Below are 22,744 nucleotides of genomic sequence, written 5' to 3'. Positions count from 1 at the left end.
CTGCTCCCCGATTGCGAGGTGCAGTTATCTGCACCTCGGAGCCATATGGCCATTCTCCGGTGTGCATGCGACCTGTGGTGACCTCACCCGGGTGACGAATGAGTGGCCCGCTCAAGTCCAACAGGAACTGCGCCGCTTCGCGGAGGAGCGAGACTGGCCGCGGTACCACACGCCGCGCAACCTGCTGCTGGCCCTGGTCGGCGAGGTGGGGGAACTGGCCGAGCTGTACCAGTGGGACCCCGAGGAGCCACCCCCGCACCCGCGCGTCGCGGAGGAGATCGCCGACGTGATGATCTACCTCCTGCGCTTCGCGGACGTCACGGGCATCGACGTCGCCCAGGCGGTCGCGGACAAGATTGCCTACAACGAGACCCGCTTCCCGACGGTGGGCGACCGGTGAGCCGCTACCTGTACATCCACGTCGGCCGCGACGCCGATGAGAATTTCGAGATCGGGATGCACCGCAACATCTGGGGCTGGAAGACCTTCCACCGAGGTGGCGCGACGGTCGCCGAGGCCGAGGACTGGCTGCGCAACCCTGACCTGGCCGAGCCGACGTGGCTCGTGTTCGTGCGCGGCGTCCGGCCGGTGCTGCCGGCCCCGACCGGTTGGCCGCGCACCCGCCCGGAGGATTTCGGCGCGTGGAAGACCGCGACGATCGAGTCGATGACGTACCGGCTGCTGATCGCCCCGTTGCACGAGGATCACGTGAGCACGGTCTGGCGCGATGACCGGTATCCGTACCGCGTCGAGCTGGATCCCGAGCCCGAGGAGAACGTCGAGTCGATCCGCGCGGACGCGCTCGACGAGCAGGCCCTCCGCGCGATCCGGCACTCGACCGTACAGAAGGGCTGGCCGGTCCTCGGACCGCCGCCCTTTGCTGTCGCATCGCTCAAGCCCGACAAGCGCATCTCGCTCGCCGATGGCCGCGAAACGCGCGTCCGCACCATCCCGATCGAGCGCAACTTGACGACGACGTTCGAGCGCCGTCCCGGCGAGACCGTCATCGCCGCGCGCAAGGAGGCCGCGCTCGTCGAGCGGTACCGGGAGTTCCTGCGTGCCGAGCACGGGCAGCAGGCCGTGCGCAACGAGATCGCCCTGCCGGGCCGGTTGGACACGTTCTTCACCGACATGTACGTCGAGGAGATCGACGAGCTGCTCGAGGCCAAGTCCTCCACCCGGCGCGAGCACATCCGGCTCGCGATCGGCCAGCTCTGCGACTACGCGCGCTTCGTCGAGCCCGCCTCCCGCGCGGTCCTGCTCCCGAAGCGGCCGGAGCAGGACCTGGTCGACCTCCTCGCGAGCCAGAACATCGCGTGCGTCTATGAGGCGTCGCACGGCCAGTTCGTTCGGGAGGGACGAGGCGCTCAGGTCAGCGGCGAGCGCGCGCGATGACCTCCTCGGGTGACAGCGGCGCCTTCGGGTGGTGCGTCAGGCACAGCGGCGTCCGGACCTTCACGAACGAGAAGCCCTCCCCCGCCGCGTAGAACTGGCCACTGCCGAGCAGCCCGATGTCCGGCAGCCGCCCACCCTTGGCCTGCGCCAGCTCCTTGGCCGCGTCGATCTGCGCCGGGGCGTTGAGCAGCCCGAAGAACTGCGTGGTGGCGTTGCCGGAGATCTGGTTGTGCAGCCCCTTGGGCGCCTGGGTGGCGAAGACGAGCCCGAGCCCGTACTTGCGCGCCTGCGATGCCAGCGTGATCGTGCTCGCCGTCGAAGCGGTCGTGCCCGTGGCCGGGGCCAGTGTCTGCGCCTCGTCCATGATGAACAGCCCGCCGAGCGGCCGGTCTCCGGCCGGATTGCGCTTGAGCCAGGTGAACAGGGCCATCTGCAGCTGGTTGACGAAGCCCTGCTTCTCCTCGTCGGACATCAGCCCGATGAAGCTGATCACGGACACGCGAGCGCGCTTACCCTCGGGAGGAGTCAGCAGTACCGCCGGATCCGCCGACGCGCCCCGCCCGCCGAACAGCGGATCGTTGACCATCGCCGCCTTGAGCGTCTCGGCGAGGTCGTTGGCGAGCTTGCCGGCCCTGGCCATCCGGCTCACGTCGTCCGGCAGGTCCGCCAGGAAGTCCGTGAAGCCCTCAAGACCGACCTTGTTGCCGCGCGCGTACGCCCGCAGCGCCTCATTGAGCACCGCCTTGCCCTGCTGGGCGAGCTTCGTCGTGCCCCCGACGCCGGCCCGCGGCGCGAGCGCCTCTACCGCCGCGCGGACCGCCTGATTGAACTCGTCCGGCGAGTCCCGCACCGGCGTGAAGTCCGGCAGTGGCTGGAAACTCAACGGCCGGCCCCCGCTGACGGCGGGCGTCCACACCGTGACGTCCGTGTGCTCGAGGTAGTCCCGCGCCCGCTCCTCGTCGCCGGGTCCCCAGCCCGCGGGCGGCTCGGGCCACGGGTCCCCCAGCCGCGCCAGGTCGTTGTTGGGGTCCAGCACGATCGAGGACACGCCCTGACGGGCGCACTCTTCCACGAGCCGCCGGATGAGGACGGTCTTGCCGGATCCGGAACCCGCGAATACGACGGTGTGCCGGCGCAGCGACTCCAGGTCGACGACGAACGGCGCCTCGTCCTCGATGACCTTGCCGAGCCGGATCGTCCGGCCGTCCGGCGGTGTCTGCTGTCGCCGCGGTACGGCGGGGGACGAAGGCGGGGACGCGGGCTGGTGCTCGCCGAACAGCGCGGCGAAGAGCTGCGTCCTGCTCGCGGGTCGGCGGGAGACCAGCCACTCACCGAACAGGGCGTTCGGCACTGCCTGCATGCGCCGCAGCGCGTCGAACACCTTGAGATCGGCGTCGTCGATCCGGTGCCAGATGCCCCCGGCCGCGATGAACTTGTCGACCGTCTCCTTGGTCCGCGCACCGGTCGGCCACTCGCCCCGCCGCAGCAGCACGAGCCGCCGCTGCGGCACGGCGAGATCGAGCCCGGACATGACGCACGCGTTCTTGATGCGCGTGGTCACCGCGCGGGCGTTGGGGTGCGCGATGGCCCGGATGGCCCAGTGCGCCTCGTTCTCGATCGTCTCGTCGAGCACCTGGATGAGCCGCCCGTGCAGCGCGGGCTTGGCTCCCGGCTGCGGGTCCTGCTTGAACACCGCGCCGGTCGGCGTCTGCTCGCCGATCCACGCGTTGATCCCGGCCGCGAGCAGCTGCGGCATCTCGATGTCCTCGGTGAGATAGTCGAGCGCCGCGCGTACGTCCGCGGAGGCGACCAGTTCCTGGAACATCGCATCGAGCGGCGCCAGGTCGCCGGGGACCGGCGGCGGGAGCGGCGGCAGGTCCTCGTCGAAGCGGCTCAGCTCGACGATCTCGTCCTCGACCAGGCACCGGTGCAGGTGCTCCTCGACCCGGCGCAGGAGCGCCCGCGGCGTGTAGTCGCGCGCGTCGTCGAAGGCCTCGGGCCGGATGGGCCACGTCGGGTATGGGCTCGGCACGTGGTACTCGGCGTACGTCTTCGTCAGCCGCTTCTCGACGATGGCCCGGGCGATCTCGGCGCTGTCGATGCGGTCGTGCAGGACTGTCGCCCGGAAGCGCTGGGTCACCGGGCCGGCCGTGCTGCGCTCGAACAGCGCCCACGTGTCGGGCAGGCAGGACATCACCACGAGGGTGCGCTGGGTGATGTCGCGCAGCGTCAGGAGTCCGTCCGCGATCGGACCGACCACGGCGTGCAGCTCCTCGTCCAGTCCCTGATCCCGCTTGAAGAAGGTGTTGCTGGTCTGCGCGAACAGCGTGTCGAGCTGGTCGATCGCGATCACGCTCGGGCTCAGCGTCAGCGCGATGAGCCGGGAGATGTCGGCCACCACCTCGGCCGGCTTCCGCGTGGCGGTCGTGAATCCCCAGTCGGTGCGGTCCGACGGCTCCGGAGGCTCCGAGATCAGGTGGGCCTGACCGATGTCCTGGTGCTCGAAGTCGGGCGAGTTGAACAGCACGAGCGCCCGGGCGGTGTCCTGGCACTCGCGCCCGGTGACGGCATCGAACCGCCGGAGTCCGGCGATGAACGCGTCCAGCTGCGGGCGGGTCACGGGCGACTGCCCCGCGATCGCGTCCCGGACCTCCGGCGTGAGGCCGAGCTGCGGGGTCAGCCGGCGCAGGAACGTCTTGAGCTGCGTGCCCCAGCCGAAGGCATCCCGGCTGAGCCCGCTGATGATGCCCTGGACGGTGCTCTCCCAGAAGTTCCGGCCGCTGATCATGTTGACCAGGAAGAAGTACCCGCCACCGTCGGCCCGCTGGATCGTCTCCCGGACGGCACCGAGCAGGTGCGTCTTGCCCGAGCCGGCGCGGCCCTGCAGCGCCACCGCGAGGGGGGTCGTGGTGTCGCTGCGCCGGGCTCGCTGGACGCCGCTGAGGATCTCGCGGACCGACTTCTCGTGCAGCTCCGGCACGTCGTACGGCGACGAGTGCCAGATGTCGTCCGGAGTCGGGGCGGGGTTGAAGTGCAGTGCCTCGAACGCCGCGCGCGCGGCACGGCTGATCACGGCCGGCCGATCGACAGGGCGTGGCTGTCCTCACCGCCGATGCTCAGGGCGGCGGCGCGGTCACGTGGCTCGAGCGCCTTCGTGTTGGCGACGGGGATGATGCGGACACCGTCCTGGCGCAGCAGCGAGCGCAGCGCCTCGTCGACGGCGTCCCGGCTCAGTTCGGTGAGCTGGTCGCGCAGGTCGGCCAGCCCGACCCACTCCCCCGGCCGTCCGGCGAGCTGGGCATAGACCGCGCGCACACGGGCCTCGGCATCGACATCGGCACCCGCATCGACCGGCTCGGCGTCGACTTCGCCGGCGGGCGCAAGAGGACGGAAGAACTCCCCTTCCGTGATCTTCACGCTGTGGCTGGTCTGCAACTGCTCCAGCCCGCGGCGGATGTTGCCGAGCAGGGTGATGAGGGTGCGGGTGGCGCTCTTGCTCGCCTTCGGCGGCTCCATCGTGTGCAGTTCGCGCGCGACTCGCCAGCCGCGTTCGGTGAGCGAGTGCGAGAACGGCCGGTGACTACGGTCCGTCGCCACCAGGCCGAGCTTCGACTCCAGCTTGGTGTTGTCGGCCCCGGTCAAGGAGAAGCCAGCCAACTCCCTGAGCTCGTTGTTGTTCAGTTCGCGGGCCTCCGACATGAGGACGACCAGCGCGAGGATCTGGTTCGGGGTAAGGCTCGGGACGTCGTCGGCGGGCATGAGGCCTCATTTCTGCGTGGAAGGGGTGCGGCGAAGGAGCAGCAGGCGTTGGATCGTCAGCGCCACGGCCGACGGATCCGCGATGACCTGCTCGTTGGTGAAGCGCAGCACGGCGTGCCCGAGGAGCTGGAGCCGGGCGTCGCGCAGGCGGTCGTCGGCGTACTTCCAGCGGCCGCGATGGTCATCCCCGTCGACCTCGACCACGAGTCCGTCGTCGGGCCAGAACAGATCCAGGCGGTACGACCTGCCAAGCGAGTGCCAGGAGAGCTCCTCGTTCCAGCGGCGCCCGCGGGCCCAGTCATGCGGGGCGAGCGCCCGCTCCAGCGCCTGCTCGGCCGGGCTGTCGGCGCGGGGCCGGCCGGACAGCGGCGGATACGTCAGCAGCGGCGGCCTGGGCTCCTCGCCGTCGACCTCGGCCGGTGGCAGGCGGGTCAGCTCGGACGGCAGGGTGATCCGGATCGTTCGTATCCGGTCCACGCCACCCAGCGAGCCGCCGGCCATCCAGACGCCGAAGCGGCCGTGCTCGGCCAGCCACTCCGCGGCGGCGACGAGCGCGTGCAAGCCCGGCCCGGCCGGCACGTCGAGCAGGATCACGACGGACGAACGCCGGTACGCGTCGGCCAGGATGAGCCCGAGCCCGCGCGCACGCACCTCGGCCGGAAAATGCGGGGAGCCGGCCACTTCGCCCCGCAGGGAGCGCTCGGCCGCGGCCATGAGGAACGGGCCGAAGTGATCCGACCGCGCCGAGACGGTGGCCGCGATCGCGCGAGCGGCCGCGATGCCGAGCGCCGACGGACCGTCGAGGCGCTCGGCGCCGGGCAGCCACGCGGGAAAGAGGCTGTCCGCGGCGCGGTCCAACGCGTCGAGGAAGGTGGCGATGTACTGCCCGACGCCCAGCCTCGGCGGCGGGCAGAACCGGACGATCGCCGGAGCGCCGGCCGGCAGGGGATCGAGCCCGACGCTGAGCAACGACGGATCGACGTCAGCCAGGAAACAGACCTGGCCGGACGGCGGCTCGGCCCACCATCCGACGCCCGATGTCACAGTTCCCGACCGTACGCGGGGAGCCGGATCGACCGCAGTCATCTCTTTACCCGACCCATTCCGGGACCTCGAGCGCGGCCAGCTGCACCCGCGAGACGATGTCGAGCTTCTTGAAGATCCCGCGCAGGTGATGGTTCACGGTGTGCGGCGTGATGCCGAGCCGGCGGGCGATCTGCTGGTTGGTCAGGCCCTTGCGGACGAGCCCGGCCACCTCGATCTCCCGCTTGCTCAGCGCAGGCCGGCCGGTGTCGCCGGGCTGTCCGGCCGACATGACGGCCAGGACGACGATCTTGCCCTCGCCGGGCATGTCGGCCAGGAGCCCGCGCAGTGCCACCTCAACTGCGGCGATGTCGTACATGCCGTCCTCCCCCAGTAGACCAAACGCTGAGCGTTTAGCGGAATTTACTGGAGAATAGCGGAGCCGTGCAATGGTGATGCTGGGTGCAAGTGGGGATTGCTGGAAATTACTGGGAGGCGTACGGTCAGCACATGACCGATGACGCGGAGGAGATCGAGCGCGAGCTCGCGGCGCTCCGTGCGCAGGTCCGGCAGGCCCGCGCCGCCGGCGATCGGCCGCGCGAACGCGCACTCCGCGCGCAGCAACGCGCACTGGAGACGGCCTGGGAGGACGCGCTCGCTCCGGAGACGGCCGACGCCCCCGTGCCGCGGGAGGGTGGGTCGCTACTGCCGCTGCGCGAACAGGTGCACGGCGCGCTCACGCTGCTCGCCGTGCCGGCCGCGCCGAAACTGATCGCCCAGGTGTACAACGCGTGCTTCGGCGGCGACATCGACAGCGCGAAGCTCACCAGCCTGCGCCGCGACGAGGAGCGCTCGTTCCGCATGAACGCGTTCGCGCGGCCGTACTACCTGTGCGCGGCACTCGCCGCCGATCGGTTCTCGCCGGTGCGCGGACTGCTCGCGATCTCCACCTGGACCCTCGAACAACGCATCATCGGCGCGCTCAGCCCGCGCGTCGACTTCCTGAAAGCGGCCGTGCGGATCGCGGAACACGTCGAACGTCTTCCCGATACCGACCGGGCCACCACCCGCCTACTGTGGCTGTTCGCCGAGAACATTCCCGGCGCCGCGGACGGCATCGGCTCGGCCAAGCCCGCGGTCGTCATCCGCGCCGCCGAGGCCGAGCTGGCGACGCACGAGCCGGTCGACCGGTCGCACCGCGAAGCGGCCGCCGCCCGGGCCCGGGCCCAACTCGACGACGCCGGCCGGTTGTTCGGCGTCAATCTGAAGACGGTGCCCAAAACCGGTACGTGAGTGCCCGCCACCGGCACGCGAGTGCCCGGAACCGGCACGAGAACCACCGCGAAGGAAGTGCCACCGTGAACAGCACCGAAGACCGGCTCGCCGAGATCCGCGGGCCGGTACCCCCGGCGGCCCACAACGCCCGCACGATCGCCGCGCTCACCACCAACCCCGGCTGCGCGCGCCGCGCGGTCATGGACGCGGCCGGCGTCGACAAACGCGCGGTCGCCTCGCGCGTCGGTTTCGCGCCGCCCTACGGTCAGTCACCGTTCGCCATCACGCGCACTCGCTCGTTCATCGCGCAGGTGAAGGCGAACGGCTGCGCGGAGCTGCTGCGCATGCTGCGCGAAACGCTGCGCCTGGACATCAGGGAGGTCGCGTACCAGGACCTGGAGGACGCGGGCGGCAACGACAGCCAGGACGTCCGTCACCAGCTGGCCCGCCAGGTGCTCGGCACCGCCGCCAAGCAGGTCGACGACGCCGGCACGCTGTTCGACCACCCGCTGCTCAAGCTCCCGGTCGCCGGCCGCCAGGTGTTCCTCGAGCCGGACCTGATCGCGTTTCAGTACCAGGGCGTCTTCCACATCATCGCGATCAAGTCCTTCGCCGTGATCGACGGCCAGGCCGACGGCGGGAAGGTGGCCTCCGCGGCCGTGCAGTCCGCGGTGTACGTCGTGGCGCTGCGACACCTCCTGCAGGAACTCGGACACGATCCGGCGGCCGTTTCCGATCGAGTCGTGCTCGTCTGCCCCAAGGACTTCTCCAACCACGCGGTCGCCACGCTGCTCGACGTACGACGGCAGCTGACGGTGCTGAAGCGACAGCTGGGCAACATGGAGCGCATCGACCAGCGACTGTCCCATGTGGACGACGGCATCACGTTCGACCTCGCCCCCGACCGTGACGGACGCCCGACGCGCGCGATCGGCGAGCTGTGCGACGCGATCGAGCACATCCCCGCGCGTTACTCCCCCGAGTGCCTGTCGACCTGCGAGATGTCGTACTTCTGCCGCAACGAGGCCCGCGGCCGCACGCACGCGCTCGGCAAGTCGGTGAGCGAGGAGCTCGGCAGCGTGGACACCGTCGAGACCGCGCTGCGCCTCGCCGCGGGCGAGCTCGAGCCGTCCCCGGAGCAGCAGGAGGCGGCGGCGGTACTGCGCGCCGCCCTCCGCCTGCGCGAGGAGTGCCTGGCGTGAGCTCGCTGACCGCACTTGCTCGAGCGCTGGCCGTTCGCGCCCAGGCCGCCCAGCCCATCGCCACGGTACGACACGTTCACGTGAGCGAACGTCCACTCGTCCTCATCCCGCTGACGATGGCCGGCGAGGCGAACGCACCCCTGGCCGCGATGGTCGGCTCCGCCGCGGACCAGCCCCGCCTGCTGTTCGTGCCGCAGCCCCGCAACCGCGATCAGCGCTTCCGGTTCGCGGCCGAGCTCGGCGACATCTTGATGTCCTATGTGGACAGTTTCGCCCGCCACCAGGAGGACGTGAAGGGCCGCCGGCGGTTCGCGGACGCGCCGCAGCTGCTGGTACCGAATCCGGGCGGCATCGAGTTCGTCCGGCTGTTCGGCCGCTCCACCCGCCTGCGCCGGACCTGGGGCGAGTACGCCGTCAAGCCCGTCGTGCCCACGCTGGGCAAGTGGCTGACGTTCTTCGCCGAGCGCGCGGAGCACCCCGGCTCCTCGCTGATGCTCGCGATGACCTCCGCGCTGAGCATGCACTGGGCCACCGGCCAGAGCGCCGTCGAGGACGCCAACCTCGCCGCCCTCCTGGCCTGGTTCGGCGACGACCCGTTCGAGGCGGCCCTGGCGGCCGAGGATCCGGAGCGCTGGCCCCCGGCCGGCCCCGCGACCGACCCGACGTTCGACGCGGCCACGCTGGCGCCGGCGATCGAGCGGTACGGCAAGACGGACGCGGACTCGATCGCCCGCCGGATGACGTTCGAGCGCCTGGCCGCGGCCCTGCGCACCCAGCTCGAGCCCACCTGGCAGCTCATGTGGCAGGGCATCGACCTGTTGCGCGCTCTGCAGCCGGGGGCGAGCGTCGTCGAGCGCTGGGCCGACGATCGCGACGCATACAGCAACTACGTGACGTACCTGGACACCGGAGGCGGCCTCCCCCAGGCGCGCCGCGACTCCGCCGTGGCCGCGGCGCGCCGGCTGAACCGACTCGAACGCGCGCAGGCGCTGTTCGACGCGCAGCGGGCGCTGGACGACCCGCTGGTCATGGCCGAGTTCCGCCTGACCGGCGAGGCGTTCGCGGGCGAGGTCGTCGCGGCGGAGCCGAACCGCCTGGACGCCTCGGGCGCGCGCCGCAAGCTCCGTCCACATGTGACCGTCCGCACCTCGGATCCGTTGCGTCTTGGCATCGGTACCGATGTGCAAAGCCCTTCCCGCCGCTCCCAGACGGGCCGGATCGTCGCCATCGACGGCCCCGATGTCGTGCTGGAGCTCACGGGCGGCATGGGCCGGGCGCTCACGCCGGCGCCGGGCAGCGTGCCCGAGGTGGGCGAGCACATCACGTACAGCACCGTGTCGACGAGCTTCCAGCCCGGCGGCAACTTCCCGTCCGCCGAGGACACACCGTGGACGCACGGCGGCCCGCCGCCGCCCCCGGAGCCGACCGAAGAGGACGCCGTGGAGGCCTGGTCATGACCGACATCTTCCCGGCCGTGATGGAGGACCTCCAGTTCTGCGACGCGCGCGGCGTGGTGGTCGACTCCCCACCGGGCGCCGGAAAGTCCACATTGGTCGTTCGCGCCGCGCGGCACATCGCGGAGACCGGCGAGCCACTGGCCGTCGTGGCGCAGACCAACGAGCAGGTCGACGACCTGATCGCGAACCTGGCCCGCTCCTCCCCCACGCTGCCGATCGGCCGCCTGTCGGCCCAGAACTACGTCCCGGTTCCGCGCATCGCGACGCACAACAACGTGACCGTGGACACCGCGGTCGCCGGCCTGGCGGGCGCCGCGGTGGTCATCGGCACCGCGGCCAAGTGGTCGACCCTGAACCAGGGCGCGTGGCCGTGGGCCATCGTCGACGAGGCGTACCAGATGCGCTCGGACGCCCTGCTGCAGATCGCGGGCCGCTTCGACCGCACCCTCTTCGTCGGCGACCCGGGCCAGCTGGACCCGTTCTCGACGGTGGAGACGGAGCGCTGGGCGGGCCTGTCCTGGGACCCGCAACTGAGCGCGGTGGCGGTGCTGCTGCGCCACAACGAGGTCCCCGTGCACCGCCTACCCGTCTCCTGGCGCCTCCCGGCCACGGCCGCCCCCGTCGTGTCGGAGGCGTTCTATCCGTTCACGGGCTTCACCGCGGGCACGTCGCTGTCCGACCGCTCACTGACGTTCTCGACGCACGCCTTCGGAGCGTCCCCTGTGGACAGCACGCTGGAGACGGCCGCGGCGACGGGCTGGGCCCTGCACGAACTCCCGGCGCGGCACAGCATGCGCACGGACGCCGAGATCGCCCAGGCCTGCGCGGACGTCGCCCTGCGCCTGCTGGCCCGCGGCCCCGTCGCCGTCTCGGAGCGAGCCCGCACCGGCGCACCCGTGACGGCGGACCGCATCGCGATCGGGACGGCGCATCGCGACCAGGCGGCGGCGGTACGGCAGTTCCTGCCCCCGGACTCGGGCATCACCGTGGACACGGCGAATCGCTTGCAGGGCCGCGAGTACGACGTGACGGTGGTGTGGCACCCACTGTCGGGCCGGCGCGACGCGACCGCGTTCCACCTCGAGGCGGGCCGCTTGTGCGTGCTGACGTCGCGGCATCGGCACGCCTGCGTCGCGGTGGCGAGGGCCGGCATCACGGAGCTGCTGAACGCCCACCCGTCGACCGGCCGCGTCTACCTGAACGAGATCGTGAAGTTCCCGGACGGCTGGGAAGCCAACATGGCCGTCATGTCCCACCTCGAACACCACCGCGTATCGGCGTCGTGAGGCTAGGAGAAGATGTAGAAGACGATCGAGATGATGAGGCTGAACACACCGACCACGAAGCCCCAGAACTCGAGTGGTCGCGTGACGGCCGCCGTCGCGACCCAGCTCCGCTCGCTCGCCTGAAAGCTGGGCTCGAGCCCGCAGACGCCTCCCGGCAGGTCTTTGTCGACCGTTCGCAATCCGAGCAGGTTGGTTGACAGGCCGTTGACGGTGGAGTTCTCCGTCAGCAGGACCTTGCCGTCCACCCACGTGCCGCCCGGGCCGGAGGGAAGGCCGGTACGGGTGGAACGCAGGTGGAAGATCGTCAGGTCATATTCGGTGATGACGCCGAAGGTTCGAGAGACGGCGGTCGCCCGGGTCGATCCGAGCCGGACCAGGCGGTCCCGGTCCGGGTCGAACTCGAAGTCCGGAAGCTCTTCCTGCAGCTCACGGACAGCGATGTCGGCAGCATCCCGGTCGCCCGGCCGCCGGCGACCGCCCGGCAGCTGATACTGCCGCGCCTTCTCGTCGTGCAGCAGCAGATACTCGTGCGGCCGGCCCTTGATGTGGCGGCTGATGACGACCTGCGCGACCTCCGTACGACGCAATGCACGCGCGTCGTTGCCCGCTCGAAGCCGGCGGCGCTCGATGAGGTGCAGGAACTGCGGCCCGGACAGCGCCTGCTGCTCGGGGTAGGGAGGGTCGGTGATGACCGGCCGGTCCCAGCTGTCCAAGAGGTCGCGCCCGGTCCGCAGGTGCTCGGCGTAGCTGCGCAGGAACAACGTGGACGCCGGCTCGGCCGCCTTGACGAGCGTGGCACCATCAGCCGACTCGGCCACCCGCAGGACCCCGAAGCTGCCGAGCAGGCGGAGCAGCACCGGGCCGACGACGGCGGCCGCGGCCCCGTCGAAGCCCGCACGTCGGCTGAGTTCATCAACCGCGATCGGACTCTCGTCGTGGGCCGGAACCGCGTCGAGCGCCGCGATCAGTCGGTCGTCGATCTCGTTGTCAGTCATTGCCGCCCCCGCCCAGCGCCGCCTTCGCCAGCCGACCGGCCCATTGGTCGATGAATTCGTCCACGGCGTCGTGGTCGAGCCGAGTCAGCGGCAGCGCAACGGCGAAGTCGCCCGGCTCTCCCTTGAGGGCATCCGCCGCATCATCGACGGCCAAGGCGAACGGCATCTCGGGGCTGGTGCGCCCGCCTCGCCATCGATACGCCGAGTGATACCAGTGGAAGCGGTCGTCGCTGTTGGCATCGCAGTACCAGAGGGCGTGGCTTCGGCCGGTGTGCGGGGTATCGCTCCGCCACTCCAATGCCATCCGCGCGTGCGCGACGACCGTGAACGGAAGGCTCGCGGCCTGCCGGGCCGAATCCGGGATTCGGCTCGGCAACCCGAGGCTGAGGGACGCGGTCCCGAGGCGCATGCGCCAGCCGTCGCCGTACGAGCGGTCTTCGGCGGCGCTGGCCACCCCTCTGAGCTCGAAGCGCACACGCTGAGACAGCCGGCGGAAGGAGGCAAGCGCGTCAAGCCACAGGTACTCGAGATCTTCCCGGGCGGATCGCCACCGCTGGGCCCCGGCTTGCGCCTCGCCGCGTGCAAGCACGATGCGGTAGTTCGCATCGCGTACCGCCTCCAGTCCCGGCGGCAACGCCTCGTCGAGCCTCTCCAGGCGTCTGCTGATTTCCGTGGCGGACGGCCGGCTGCCCGGCGCCTTGCTGAGGCACTCCGCGACGAGGCCGGCCAGGCTCGGCGAGGGGCCGACCAGCGTCGGCGGGCTCTCCTGCAAGTGCTGCCGGCGATAGTCCGGTTCCCGCGGCCCGGGGAAGGGAAGCTGACCGCTCAGCAATTCGAACGCCATGACGCCCCAGGAGTACACGTCGGAAGGGCAACCCGCGCGTTCGTCGCGCCAGCGCTCGACCGCGGCGTATGGTGCACTCCGGGCATCACGTTTCGTGAACGTCGCGGTCGCCGCCTCGACCAGGCGGGCGATGCCGAAGTCCACGACCTGCCAACGCCCGTCGCACCGCACCACGTTCCCGGGCTTGATGTCACGGTGGACGACGCCGTGGTGCTCCAGTTCGCACAGCGCGGTCACGACATCCCGCAAGATCTCCAGCGCCTCGCGCTCACGCAGCGGTGTCGCCCGCGACAACAGGTAGGCCTCGAGAGACATCTCGCCGCGCGGCATCACGAACGTCCACCAGTCGCCGTCCTCGCCCGAGGCCCAGATCGGCAGAATGTTGCGCAACTCCGAGTCCGGCCGCTGGATGAGGTTGTCCCGTGGCGCGTTTCCGGCCTTGAGGACGAACTTGACGGCCGCGTCCTCGCCCGCATCGGAGCTCGCCGCGAACACCGAGCCACCGCCGCCCTGGCCGAGCTTCGCGCCAAGGTGCCAGCGCTTTCCAGCGATGGTGACCGTCCGCCCGGACATCGGCGCCTCCGTCATGCGACCCGACTGTCTTTCAACGCCCAGACCATTCGTTCGATGGAACGCTGCACCTGGTCGTTCGGCCACGCGATCACGGAGCTGGAGTCTGATGCGGTGGCATTGTGAACCGCCGTACTCACCTCGATGCGGTGGCCGTTGACGAGCGACATGACGAAGCGATGTTCACCGGAGATGGTCGCGCTGTTGTGATGTCGATCGATGAGGACGTGGAGGTTTCCCTGTCCGCCGCCGGCCGCGATCTTCTGCGACGACATGGTCACGACGTCGTCGTAGCTGAACGAGTGCGTTGATTCGGCCAGCAGCTCGCGGGTCGCCATGTCGACATCACACTCGAAGACGCCGACTCTCCGCTCCGTCAGATACATCACGAGGATCTGGTAGTGGCTGGCGCGGACCTTTCCGTCGTCACCGATTCGCGTCTTCGCCAACGGCAGCTTGCGCATCACGGTGCGCAGGCCGGATGCCGAATTCGCATCCGGTTCGCGACGCTCAACCGAGTACGGACCGGCGAGCTTCGAGACACCGACGATGACCTGCGGCGCCATGAGCAGACCCGCGTCCTTGAGACCAACGCCCGAGTCGAGGCGATGACGTTCCGCACCCAAGCGTGTGACCCGGCTCACCTCCATCTCGAGCCAAGCGTCGAGTTCGGTTTCGGATGCTTGCGGCTGAGTGGCAGCGATGGCCGCTGCACGGACCCGGATCTTCTTCTGACTCTCTCGTGACTCACGAGCGGTGACGATTCCGAAGAACAGCAGCACCGCGGCAAGCAGGTAGAGCCCGAGGACAATGGGCAGGCCGACGTACCATCGGGTCGTCACGTACAGCCCGCCGCACGGCAGAACGCCCGCGAGAACGCCGATGCTCAGCAGCCACGCGACAAGCGTCCACTGAGGGTCCTCCGGCTTGCGCGGGATCTCCGCGAAGTAACGCCGCACCAGCTTTTTCCGACGCTCGTCGACCAGCTCGGTCTCGACAAAGGGCGGTGGGCGCTCTCCGAGCCCCAGGAGCCCGGCTTGACGGCGAATCCTCTCCCAGGTCTTGCCGAACATGCCCGGCAGATGCCTGATCAACAACTCGATGTCGGGACCGGGCAGCGCCTCGACGTCGGCATCCTCCGCCAGCGACCGAAACCCCTCGGGCACGTTCCAGGCGTCGGTCTCGTAGAACGTCTCAATCACCAGCGACGCCATTACCTGGGCCAGCGGCAACTTCCGCGCGTTCTGCAACCGGGAGACGACGTGCCCGACCTCCCTGGTGCTGCGGCTCAGTGGCGGCGTGCGCGCCAAGATTGCCAGCGCGATGAGCGCGTGAGCCCTGGCCCGCCGGGGGGCGGACTTGTCCGTCCGCGGCTCGCGGCTCAGGAATTGCGAAAGGGTCTCCTCCGCCTCGCGGTACAGCCGCTCGCGGAGGCTTCGGCGGCCGCTGTTGTACAACGTCCACTGGCGGCCGTCGGCCGGCTCCTCCGATCCGGGCATGCGGCCCCCTTCCTCACACGCAAGGCCGCGTGGTGCGACAGCGCAGAGCGGAGCATCGCACAGGCAATCATGGAATCGAATGTCCGATCATCCAGTTCTGCCGGTCCGAATCGGATTTTCGTATCGATGACCTTCGTCGGATTGTGGACGTGCCGCGGGAACACCGCGCGACAACGGCACTTCGTGAACGGCAATCTGCGCAACCCGAACCCGGGCAGGTGCACGGCGCCGGCGGCGGGGCACCGCCAACGGCACCCAGCTCATCTTCTGGGACTGCGGCAACGCCCGGTCCAACCAGACCGGGCGCTTCCAGCAGTAGGCATCAATCGCGCGCTGACCGCCACTCGGAGGCGGCCAGGGCGTACTGCACCTCGCTGTCGCCCTCGCGATCGAACGTGGCCACGTGCCGCAGCCCGGCCTTCTCCATCACCCGGCGCGAGCCCGCGTTGACGGCCATGGTCTCGGCGAAGACCCGGTCCACGCCCACGACGTCGAAGCCGCGCGCGATCAGCGCGCGGCTCGCCTCGGTCGCGTAGCCCTTGCCCCACGTCTCGCGCCGGAGCCGGTACCCCAGCTCGATACCCGAGCGGTCGACCTCGGCGGGCGGGCCGTCATGGCGGTACGGCCGGAAGAAGATCCACCCGAGGAACCGCCCGCCGGCCTCGACCGCCCAGTAGCCGAGGTCGTCGCCTCGCTCGTAGTGGCCCAGGATGAACGGCATCATGCCGCGGATCGTCTCCCGCGGCGTCGGACGGCCGCCGGTGAGGTATCGCATGACCTCCGGATCGCTGTCGAGCTCGACGAGGTTGTCCAGGTCGTCCTCGGCCAGCCGCCGCAGCGTCAACCGCTCGGTTTCCAGATGTATCACAGCAGCGTTCCTTGGATCGGGAAGGTCAGGCGGGCGGTGGTGATGCCCTCCAGGATCTGGTCCTCGTTCAGCTCGCGCTCCATCACCCGCGCGTAGTTGCGCCCCCGGTTGTGCGTGTTGCGCATGCGTACCACGTTCGGGAAGCGGCCCACCGCGCGCATGTCGCCCAAGCCCGACAGGAAGATCAACTGAATGCCGTTCGCGGCGGCGACCCGGCGTTGCAGGTCCAGGAAGGCGACGTAGTTCGCGGTGCCGAGGGGGTTGTCCATCGGCAGGACACCCAAGCCGGGCACGTCGCCGCCGCGGTTGGCGGCGCGCAGGCGGGCGAGCATGCAGAAGAGCAGGAGGCTGATCGTCACCTTCTCGCCGCCGCTCCACTTGCTCATCAGCTCGACCGGCTGGCGGTCGTCGGTCAGCTCGGTCGACGGCTTCAGCACGCGCGCCACGAAGTTGCCGCGGCCCACCACCGCCGCGATCGCCTCCCAGGCCAGGGTCAGGCCGTCCGGGATCGGGTCCTTGCCCGCGACGAGCTTGTCCACCAGGCGTTCCACGCGGCTGCGCAGGGTCGCGTCGCTGGTGTCCACACTGGAGCGTGGGCCGACGTCGAGGAAGCGCCGGTTGCGCAGGTGATCCGCGAGCCCGGCGGGAAGCTGAGCGTGGTGCTGAGCCCGTTGCAGGGTCTTCAATCCCTCTCGTACCTCCGCACACAGCGCCGTCACCACCAGGTGCTTGTCCTTCTCGACGGCGTCGAGCTCGCCGGCGAGGCCGTGGCGGTAGGTGGAGAGCTGCTCGCCCAGCAGCTCGGTCCCGTCGAAGTCGAGGCGGCCGAGCTGGAAGCGCTCGCGCACCTCGGGGCTCACGGTGGCGAAGCGCTCCTCGGACGCCCAGCGGTCCACCCGGTGCGCCTCGGCGTTGAGCCGGTTGCGGGCCGCGGTCACGGCCCGGTCGGCGGCCTGCAGCGCCCGGCGCGCGCCCCGGGCCGACTCGCGGGCGGCGTCCACGTCGCCCGCGAACGGGGCCGACTCCGTGGGCTCGGTGTCCTCGGTCAGGTCCGTGACGAGCTGCTGGAAGTCGTCGGCGCGGCGGCGCGCCGAGGCGGCCTCGGACTCGGCCGCCGCCGCGCGGTCGCGGGAGGACTGCTCCTCCCGGCGCGAGTCCGCGAGCCGGCGCGCGGCCGCGTCGGCCAGGCGCGTCGCCTCGTCGGCGTCGGCGGCGGCCGGAAGGGTGAGTGTCGATTGTGGACACGCGTCCAGGTTCCGGCGCGCGTTCGCGAGCGCGGCGCCGGCCAGGGTGGCGTCGCGCTGAGCGTCCAGGAAGGCGCGCTCGGCCTGCGCGATCTCCTGTCGTACGGTCACAGGATCCGAAGCATCCAGCAGACGTTGCGCGGTCGCGCGCTCGTCCGCGGCGAACTGCTGGATCTCCTCGTCGAGCGCGGCCAGCCGGCTGGTGATCTCGGCGATCGTCGCCTCCAGCGCGGAGCCCGACGTCTGCCGGAGGTAGGCGTCGTGCGCGGCCTGGTAGGCGTTCGTCGCCTCGACCAGGCTCGGCAGCTCACCGGGCAGCTCACCGGGCACCTCGTCGGCGGCGATGCGCTGGAGGTCCTCGCACCGCACCCGGTACTCGCGCACGATGGCGGCATCGCGATCCGCCTCGGCGGCGTGGGCGTGGGCCGCGGTCGCCGCCGTGCGCTCCTCGGCCTCGGCCGAGGCCAGCTCCGCGTGCAGCGAGGCGCGCACCGACGGCAGCTCGGACAGCTCGTCGCGCATTCGCGCGGCCTCCGGGGCGCGGCGAGCGAGATCGGACAGCGCGGCGAGGCGAATCGTCAGCCGGCGGCGGCGCTCGGCCAGGTCGCGGCGCGTGTGTTCGAGCAGGGCCGCGCGCTCGTCGAGCACGAGGCGGGTCTCCTGCAGCTCGGCGAGGCGCTGCTCGGACTCGCGCAGCGAGCGGCCGAGCCGCTCCGAGACCGCCTCCAGGTGCTCGAGGTGCCCGGCCGGGCAGCGCTCGGCCAGCGCGAGCAGCTGACCCCGCAGCCGCAGGTCGCGGTCGCGGGACTCGATCAGCTCGTGGACGCGCTGGTTGCGCTCGTCGCGGCCCCGGTTGCGCCGGTCGGTCTCGGAGGCGGCGGCGGTGCGGTCGTACATCGCGGGCGCCGGCGGCAGCACGAAGCCGACGGGCTTGGCCGGGTCCGAGTCCACAATGGACTGCAGGTCGCCGATCGCGGCGACCTGGATGGCCGAGGTCGGGAACAGGCGCGCCGCCTCGAGCACGCCGCGGGCCCGGTCCAGGTCGGCCGGGTCGCGCACGAGCAGCCCGCCCACCAGGTGGGGCGCGTCGGCGATGGCGGCCGGCCAGGCGGCGGACGGTACCGAATCCGCCAGGTGGTGCCAGCCCGTCGTCGCCGGGATCCGCGCCGCGGCCAGGACGTCCGCGGCCCGGGCGAGGTCCAGCGCGGCCGGGAGCAGCCCGCGCGCGGAGGCGAGCGCCTGCACCGCGCGGTCGTCCTCGGCGTCGGCGACGGCAAGCTGGATGCGGTGCCGGTCGGCGGTGATGACGGCCTCGGTGAGCAGGTCGGTGAGCGCGCGCTGCGACTCGATCGGGTCGACGCGGTCCCGCTCGGCGAGCGCGGTCAGCCTCGGGTCGGTGGCCAGGGCCTCGATCTCGGCGAACAGCGGGCCGCGCTCGGCGTCGAGCACGGCCTGGTCGCGGGACAGCTCGGTGAGCGCCGTCTGCGCGTCCGCGCGATCGCGTTCGTATGCCGCGCGATCCGCGTCGAGGCGCGCGGCCTCGGCCGGCAGTTCGTGCTCGATTCGCCGCGCGGCCTCGGCCTCGGCCGATCGGGCGAGCTCCAGGGCGCGATCGAGCTCGGCGCCGTCGAGATGCTCGGCCGCGGCGGCCAGGTCGCGGTCGTAGACGGCCAGCTGCGCCCCGATCGTGCGCTGCTGCGCGTCGAGGCTGCCGAGCCGGCCCCGCAGCGAGTCGGCCAGGGTGCGCGCGGTGGCCTGACGCTCACGCGCGGATGCGGCTTCGTGCGAGGCGGTCTCGATGCGCGCACGCAACTCGTCGGCGGCGTTGCGCAACACGGCCAGGAGCACCGCGGCCGCGGCGGCCCGGGAGCGGCGCAACGGGGCCGCGCCCGCCTCGGCCTGCTCCTGCTGGCGGCGGGCGACCTCGAGGCGCTGGGCCTGCTCGACGTGGCGGATGAGGGCCGGCACCAGCTGCCAGGACCGGTGCCGGTGGCGGCGCTCGGCGACCAGCGCGTCGGCCGACAGCGCGGCCGCGGCGGCGTGCTCGTGGGTCAGGTCGGCGGCCCGGAATCGATAATGCCGGACGTGCTCGTCCAGCGTCTCGGCCTCGGCGGCTGCGCGCCGTACCGCCGCATGAGCCTCCTCGGCGCGGGCGTCATGGCGCTCGGCGGCGGTCGCGGCGGACTGCACGGCGGCGCTCAGCGCGCCCGCCAGGCCGGCGGCGTCGAGGCGGGCCGAGCGCGCCGCGAGCTCGGCGTCGACGAGCGTGTCCCGGGCCGTGGCCAGGTCGGTGAGCAGCGTCGTGGCCTCGTCACAGAAGGCGACCTCGGCGCGCAGCCGCGGCTGGCGGGCGAGGCGGTCGCGGGTGGTGCGCAGGATGGCGGCGACCTTGCCGGCCGAGGTGGGCTCCGTGACCAGGGTCAGCAGATACTGCACAAAGTCGTCGGCGGTCTTGAACCGGAAGTGATGCTCGATCCCGCCCTCGGTCGCGTTGATCTTCAGGATGGCGGTGAACAGGCCGGGGTCGAGCCCGCGGTCCTGCAGCGCCTGGGCCCAGCGCTCCTGCTTGGTGGTGACGATCGGCTCGGTCTCGTACGCCAGCCCCTCGACCGCCTTCGCGAAGTCCTTGAGCTCGGCCGAGTCGTACGGCAGCCGCTCGAGCTCGACGCCGGCGGCGGGCGTGAACGCGTACCAGGTCTGGCGCAGCCGCTCGTGCGAACCGTTCGGATCCGTCGGCTGGGCGCGGTCGGCCCACTCGTAGACGCCGCCGGTGACCAGCCGCTGCCCCGCCGGGTCGATCCACTCGACGACGACGTGCGCGGTGTCGGAGCCCAGGATGCAGTCCTCGAGGTGGCGCCCGGTCGTGCCGGTGGCGAGGAAGTCGCGCCGGTCCGGGCGGATCAGCGCGCACAGCAGGGCGATCAGGGTCGACTTGCCGCCGCCGTTGCGCATCCACAGGATGGTGTCGAGCGGGGCGCCGTCGCGTCCCGTCAGATCCAGCCACACCTCGCGAAATCGCGCGGCGGGCGAGCCGATCCGGTCAAGGTAGATCCGCCGGATCCGCCAGAGCCTCGCGGGAGCTGCCATCAGTGCTGTACCGACCTCATCGCCTCGAGGGCCTCGCCGCCCGCCACATCGGCGACCAGCAGACGGAAGCGGTCCGTGAGCTGGAACGTGCTCGGCCCGAGCTGCGGCATCGGCCGCGCGGCGCCGCGCTCCACGAGCCAGCCGAGCACCTCGGCGACCGCGAACTGCGTGCACCCCTTGGCCGGCCCGGGCTGGCGGTCCTTGGGCCGGAACGCGGCCGTGCGCCGGTAGATCTCGGCCGCCTGCCGCGCCTGACCGTCCACTGTGTCCTCGTCGCCGGGGATCGCGAGCACCCGGTCGATCGTGTCGCGGATGAACTTGTCCAGCGCCGCGACCTCGACCGTCTTGACCTCGGTGCTGTCGAGGTCGACCTCCTGCGGGAACGCGTACGCCGCCACGCCGAGCACGATCAGCCCGGCCAGGAGCTTCTCGTCCGCGGACAGGCCGGTGCTGCGCAGATCGCCCATCCGGACCGCGAACACGCTCCCCGGGTAGGTGCTGAGCACGAGCCCGGTCCGCTGCGGCGCGCCGAGCACGACCAGCCCGAGCCCGCTCGCGAGCGTGTCGACCGTGTCGCGGAACAGGGTCTGGGTGCGGTACCGCTCCAGCAGCTTCCCGTACGGGTTGCCGTCGGTCGGCCGCGCGCCGGTGCGCAGGCCCAGCGCGACCAGCTCCGCCGCGGCCCGGACGTCCTCGATGGGGACAGTCACGCTTCCTGCTCCTCCTCGGTGTACCGCACGCGAAGGTCGTCGCCCCACGCCAACGGGTGGTCGAGTCTGGCGCCGGTCCGCTCGGCCCGCAGCGCGCTCAGGTCCTTGTGCTGCTCGCCCGGCTCGGCGACGTCGGGCGCGTAGGCCCACAGCGCCGACAGCAGCACCAGCTCGGTGGTCTGCTCGTCCCTGGCGTCGCGCAGCAGCTCGGAGAGCAGCACCGGCTCCCGCTCGGCGCGCTTGAGGATGCGCGCCACCTCGGCGACCACAGTGGATGGATAGGCCTGCAGCTCGACGCCCTCGGTCTCCCCCGGGTCCTCGCCGTCCTCCTCGTCGCCGGCGACCGGCCGCGGCGGCGCGAGCAGCATGTCGACGAGGTTGTCCAGCTGCAGCAGGCGCGGGATCCGCAGCCCGACGACGCGGTCCCCGAACGCCTCGACGACCTCGGTCGCCGCCTCCCGGTGCAGCCTCAGCACGGGTTGGAGCAGTTCCCGCTCGACGTGCAGCAGCCGCAGGTGCACCCGGCGGGCGAACACCTGCTGCAACTGCGCCTGGAGAAAGATCGTCCGGGCGTCGCTGACGCGTTCGGCCAGGTCCAGATGCACCTGCCGAATCCGCCGCAGCGTGTCGACGAGGTCCCCGGAGGCCCGCCTGACCTCGGGATCCGTCTCGGTGTCGATGCCGGCGGCGACGTGGTTGAGCACCTCGGCGTCGGCGGCGATGCGCGCTTCGACATGCTCGCGTGCGCGTTGGAGTCGCTGCGGCACGTCGTTCACCCAGTCGATGGAACGCACATCCCGCTGTGTCGCATCGAGGATGTCCGCGAGCGAGGCGGACATCGCGACGGAGACGCGCTCGGCCTGCATCGCGGTGCGCCCGGCGGCCTCGAAACGCCGGTCGCGCAGCTGCCGCTGGAGCACGACGGAGAAGGCGGCCTCGGCGTCGTCGACGTCGAGATCGAGCCCGTTGAGGTAGAGCATCACGGCCTGCGGCGAGGCGAGCACCAGGGCGCCGTCGGGGCCGTCCTGCAGCTGCAGGAGCCGGAAGGCGTACTCCTCGGTGTTGTCGAAAACGTACACGAACGCGCGCTGGTTGTCGGCGTCGTTGAGCAGTCCCCGGACCACCCAGCGGGCGGCGTCCTCGTGCGCGCCGGTGTCGCCGGGCCGCATCCGCGCGGCCAGCTCGGCGATCGACTCGATCAGCTCGGCGAGCGTGAGCGGCCGCGCGAAGCCGAGCGAGGCGACCGCGAGGTCGATCGCCGCGAGCGCGAGTTGCCGCAGGTCATAGGCCTCGTGGATGCCCGCGTGGACGGCGTTGCGCACGAGCCGCGCGACCGGGTCGGTGAGGATGAGGGCCCGCCACCGGGCGCGCATCGAGGCGTGCCCCACCGGCGAGGCCACGAAGGGCTCGGTCACCCGCTGCCCTCCCCCGCCTCGCCGACACGTCCGCCTACCGTAGCAACCACGCCGGCGGGATCCGGAACAGCGAAAGCGGGTGTGACGTGCGACCGGGCCGCGACCACTCCTTCGT

17 protein-coding genes are annotated in these 22,744 nt (G+C 71.4%); 6 read left to right on the top strand and 11 right to left on the bottom strand.

The genetic code is table 11. From position 1 onward, the window contains the following. Positions 1 to 91: 91 nt before the first annotated feature. Positions 92 to 400, top strand: a complete 309-nt coding sequence (locus ACQP1P_RS01840; RefSeq protein WP_433082468.1) for a nucleotide pyrophosphohydrolase — start codon at positions 92 to 94, stop codon at positions 398 to 400. Then, positions 397 to 1,395, top strand: a complete 999-nt coding sequence (locus ACQP1P_RS01835) for a hypothetical protein (RefSeq protein ID WP_433082466.1) — start codon at positions 397 to 399, stop codon at positions 1,393 to 1,395. The genes ACQP1P_RS01840 and ACQP1P_RS01835 overlap by 4 nt, the downstream gene beginning before the upstream one ends. On the opposite strand, the gene ACQP1P_RS01830 is transcribed toward ACQP1P_RS01835, so the two are convergent. From ACQP1P_RS01830 to ACQP1P_RS01815, 4 genes are read right to left on the bottom strand one after another with little or no spacing between them, the layout of a single operon-like run. Then, positions 1,373 to 4,468 (bottom strand): ATP-binding protein, encoded by a 3,096-nt coding sequence (locus ACQP1P_RS01830; protein WP_433082464.1) that lies wholly within the window; start codon positions 4,466 to 4,468, stop codon positions 1,373 to 1,375. The two genes, ACQP1P_RS01835 and ACQP1P_RS01830, sit on opposite strands and share 23 nt — an antisense overlap. Continuing rightward, a complete protein-coding gene (locus tag ACQP1P_RS01825) occupies positions 4,465 to 5,154 on the bottom strand; it encodes a hypothetical protein (protein WP_433082462.1) in 690 nt (229 codons plus the stop codon). The genes ACQP1P_RS01830 and ACQP1P_RS01825 overlap by 4 nt, the downstream gene beginning before the upstream one ends. Before the next feature lie 6 nt (positions 5,155 to 5,160). Then, the gene (locus ACQP1P_RS01820; RefSeq protein ID WP_433082460.1) at positions 5,161 to 6,198 is read right to left on the bottom strand and encodes a DUF559 domain-containing protein; all 1,038 of its coding nucleotides are present in this window, start codon (positions 6,196 to 6,198) and stop codon (positions 5,161 to 5,163) included. A gap of 46 nt (positions 6,199 to 6,244) precedes the next feature. Beyond that, positions 6,245 to 6,556 carry a helix-turn-helix domain-containing protein gene (locus ACQP1P_RS01815; RefSeq protein ID WP_433082458.1) on the bottom strand — a complete coding sequence of 104 codons (312 nt, stop codon included), beginning with the start codon at positions 6,554 to 6,556 and terminating at the stop codon, positions 6,245 to 6,247. Between the two features lie 131 nt (positions 6,557 to 6,687). Between ACQP1P_RS01815 and ACQP1P_RS01810 the strand changes: the two genes are divergently transcribed. From ACQP1P_RS01810 to ACQP1P_RS01795, 4 genes are all read left to right on the top strand, one after another. Further along, positions 6,688 to 7,470, top strand: coding sequence for a hypothetical protein (locus tag ACQP1P_RS01810; RefSeq protein ID WP_433082457.1), 783 nt, complete (start codon positions 6,688 to 6,690; stop codon positions 7,468 to 7,470). Positions 7,471 to 7,535: 65 nt separating this feature from the next. Next, positions 7,536 to 8,654 carry a hypothetical protein gene (locus tag ACQP1P_RS01805; protein ID WP_433082455.1) on the top strand — a complete coding sequence of 373 codons (1,119 nt, stop codon included), beginning with the start codon at positions 7,536 to 7,538 and terminating at the stop codon, positions 8,652 to 8,654. Then, complete coding sequence (locus ACQP1P_RS01800) at positions 8,651 to 10,111, top strand: hypothetical protein (protein WP_433082453.1); 1,461 nt, start codon at positions 8,651 to 8,653, stop codon at positions 10,109 to 10,111. Before ACQP1P_RS01805 ends, ACQP1P_RS01800 begins: the two co-directional genes overlap by 4 nt. Further along, positions 10,108 to 11,397, top strand: coding sequence for an AAA family ATPase (locus ACQP1P_RS01795; protein WP_433082451.1), 1,290 nt, complete (start codon positions 10,108 to 10,110; stop codon positions 11,395 to 11,397). The genes ACQP1P_RS01800 and ACQP1P_RS01795 overlap by 4 nt, the downstream gene beginning before the upstream one ends. A gap of 2 nt (positions 11,398 to 11,399) precedes the next feature. Here ACQP1P_RS01795 and ACQP1P_RS01790 read toward each other — a convergent pair whose 3' ends face one another. From ACQP1P_RS01790 to ACQP1P_RS01760, 7 genes are all read right to left on the bottom strand, one after another. Next, complete coding sequence (locus tag ACQP1P_RS01790; RefSeq protein WP_433082449.1) at positions 11,400 to 12,392, bottom strand: hypothetical protein; 993 nt, start codon at positions 12,390 to 12,392, stop codon at positions 11,400 to 11,402. Next, the gene (locus ACQP1P_RS01785) at positions 12,385 to 13,824 is read right to left on the bottom strand and encodes a serine/threonine-protein kinase (protein ID WP_433082448.1); all 1,440 of its coding nucleotides are present in this window, start codon (positions 13,822 to 13,824) and stop codon (positions 12,385 to 12,387) included. The genes ACQP1P_RS01790 and ACQP1P_RS01785 overlap by 8 nt, the downstream gene beginning before the upstream one ends. Next, positions 13,821 to 15,305: a hypothetical protein gene (locus tag ACQP1P_RS01780; RefSeq protein ID WP_433082446.1), complete on the bottom strand. Its 1,485-nt coding sequence runs from the start codon at positions 15,303 to 15,305 to the stop codon at positions 13,821 to 13,823. Before ACQP1P_RS01780 ends, ACQP1P_RS01785 begins: the two co-directional genes overlap by 4 nt. Positions 15,306 to 15,627: 322 nt before the next feature. Next, complete coding sequence (locus ACQP1P_RS01775) at positions 15,628 to 16,173, bottom strand: GNAT family N-acetyltransferase (RefSeq protein ID WP_433082444.1); 546 nt, start codon at positions 16,171 to 16,173, stop codon at positions 15,628 to 15,630. Then, positions 16,170 to 20,504 carry a hypothetical protein gene (locus ACQP1P_RS01770; protein ID WP_433082442.1) on the bottom strand — a complete coding sequence of 1,445 codons (4,335 nt, stop codon included), beginning with the start codon at positions 20,502 to 20,504 and terminating at the stop codon, positions 16,170 to 16,172. The genes ACQP1P_RS01775 and ACQP1P_RS01770 overlap by 4 nt, the downstream gene beginning before the upstream one ends. Continuing rightward, positions 20,504 to 21,214 (bottom strand): hypothetical protein, encoded by a 711-nt coding sequence (locus ACQP1P_RS01765; RefSeq protein WP_433082440.1) that lies wholly within the window; start codon positions 21,212 to 21,214, stop codon positions 20,504 to 20,506. The genes ACQP1P_RS01770 and ACQP1P_RS01765 overlap by 1 nt, the downstream gene beginning before the upstream one ends. Continuing rightward, positions 21,211 to 22,629: a hypothetical protein gene (locus ACQP1P_RS01760; protein ID WP_433082438.1), complete on the bottom strand. Its 1,419-nt coding sequence runs from the start codon at positions 22,627 to 22,629 to the stop codon at positions 21,211 to 21,213. The genes ACQP1P_RS01765 and ACQP1P_RS01760 overlap by 4 nt, the downstream gene beginning before the upstream one ends. Positions 22,630 to 22,744: the final 115 nt, after the last annotated feature.

Origin of the sequence: Dactylosporangium sp. CA-052675, from assembly GCF_050947935.1 — a bacterium.
GTDB lineage: Bacteria > Actinomycetota > Actinomycetes > Mycobacteriales > Micromonosporaceae > Dactylosporangium.
This window is presented reverse-complemented; position numbering and strand designations above follow the sequence as displayed.

Coding starts and splice junctions, on each gene's coding strand:
- ACQP1P_RS01825 (WP_433082462.1), bottom strand. CDS start 5,154: ATGCCCGCCGACGACGTCCCGAGCCTTACCCCGAACCAGATCCTCGCG.
- ACQP1P_RS01815 (WP_433082458.1), bottom strand. CDS start 6,556: ATGTACGACATCGCCGCAGTTGAGGTGGCACTGCGCGGGCTCCTGGCC.
- ACQP1P_RS01810 (WP_433082457.1), top strand. CDS start 6,688: ATGACCGATGACGCGGAGGAGATCGAGCGCGAGCTCGCGGCGCTCCGT.
- ACQP1P_RS01795 (WP_433082451.1), top strand. CDS start 10,108: ATGACCGACATCTTCCCGGCCGTGATGGAGGACCTCCAGTTCTGCGAC.
- ACQP1P_RS01790 (WP_433082449.1), bottom strand. CDS start 12,392: ATGACTGACAACGAGATCGACGACCGACTGATCGCGGCGCTCGACGCG.
- ACQP1P_RS01785 (WP_433082448.1), bottom strand. CDS start 13,824: ATGACGGAGGCGCCGATGTCCGGGCGGACGGTCACCATCGCTGGAAAG.
- ACQP1P_RS01780 (WP_433082446.1), bottom strand. CDS start 15,305: ATGCCCGGATCGGAGGAGCCGGCCGACGGCCGCCAGTGGACGTTGTAC.
- ACQP1P_RS01770 (WP_433082442.1), bottom strand. CDS start 20,504: ATGGCAGCTCCCGCGAGGCTCTGGCGGATCCGGCGGATCTACCTTGAC.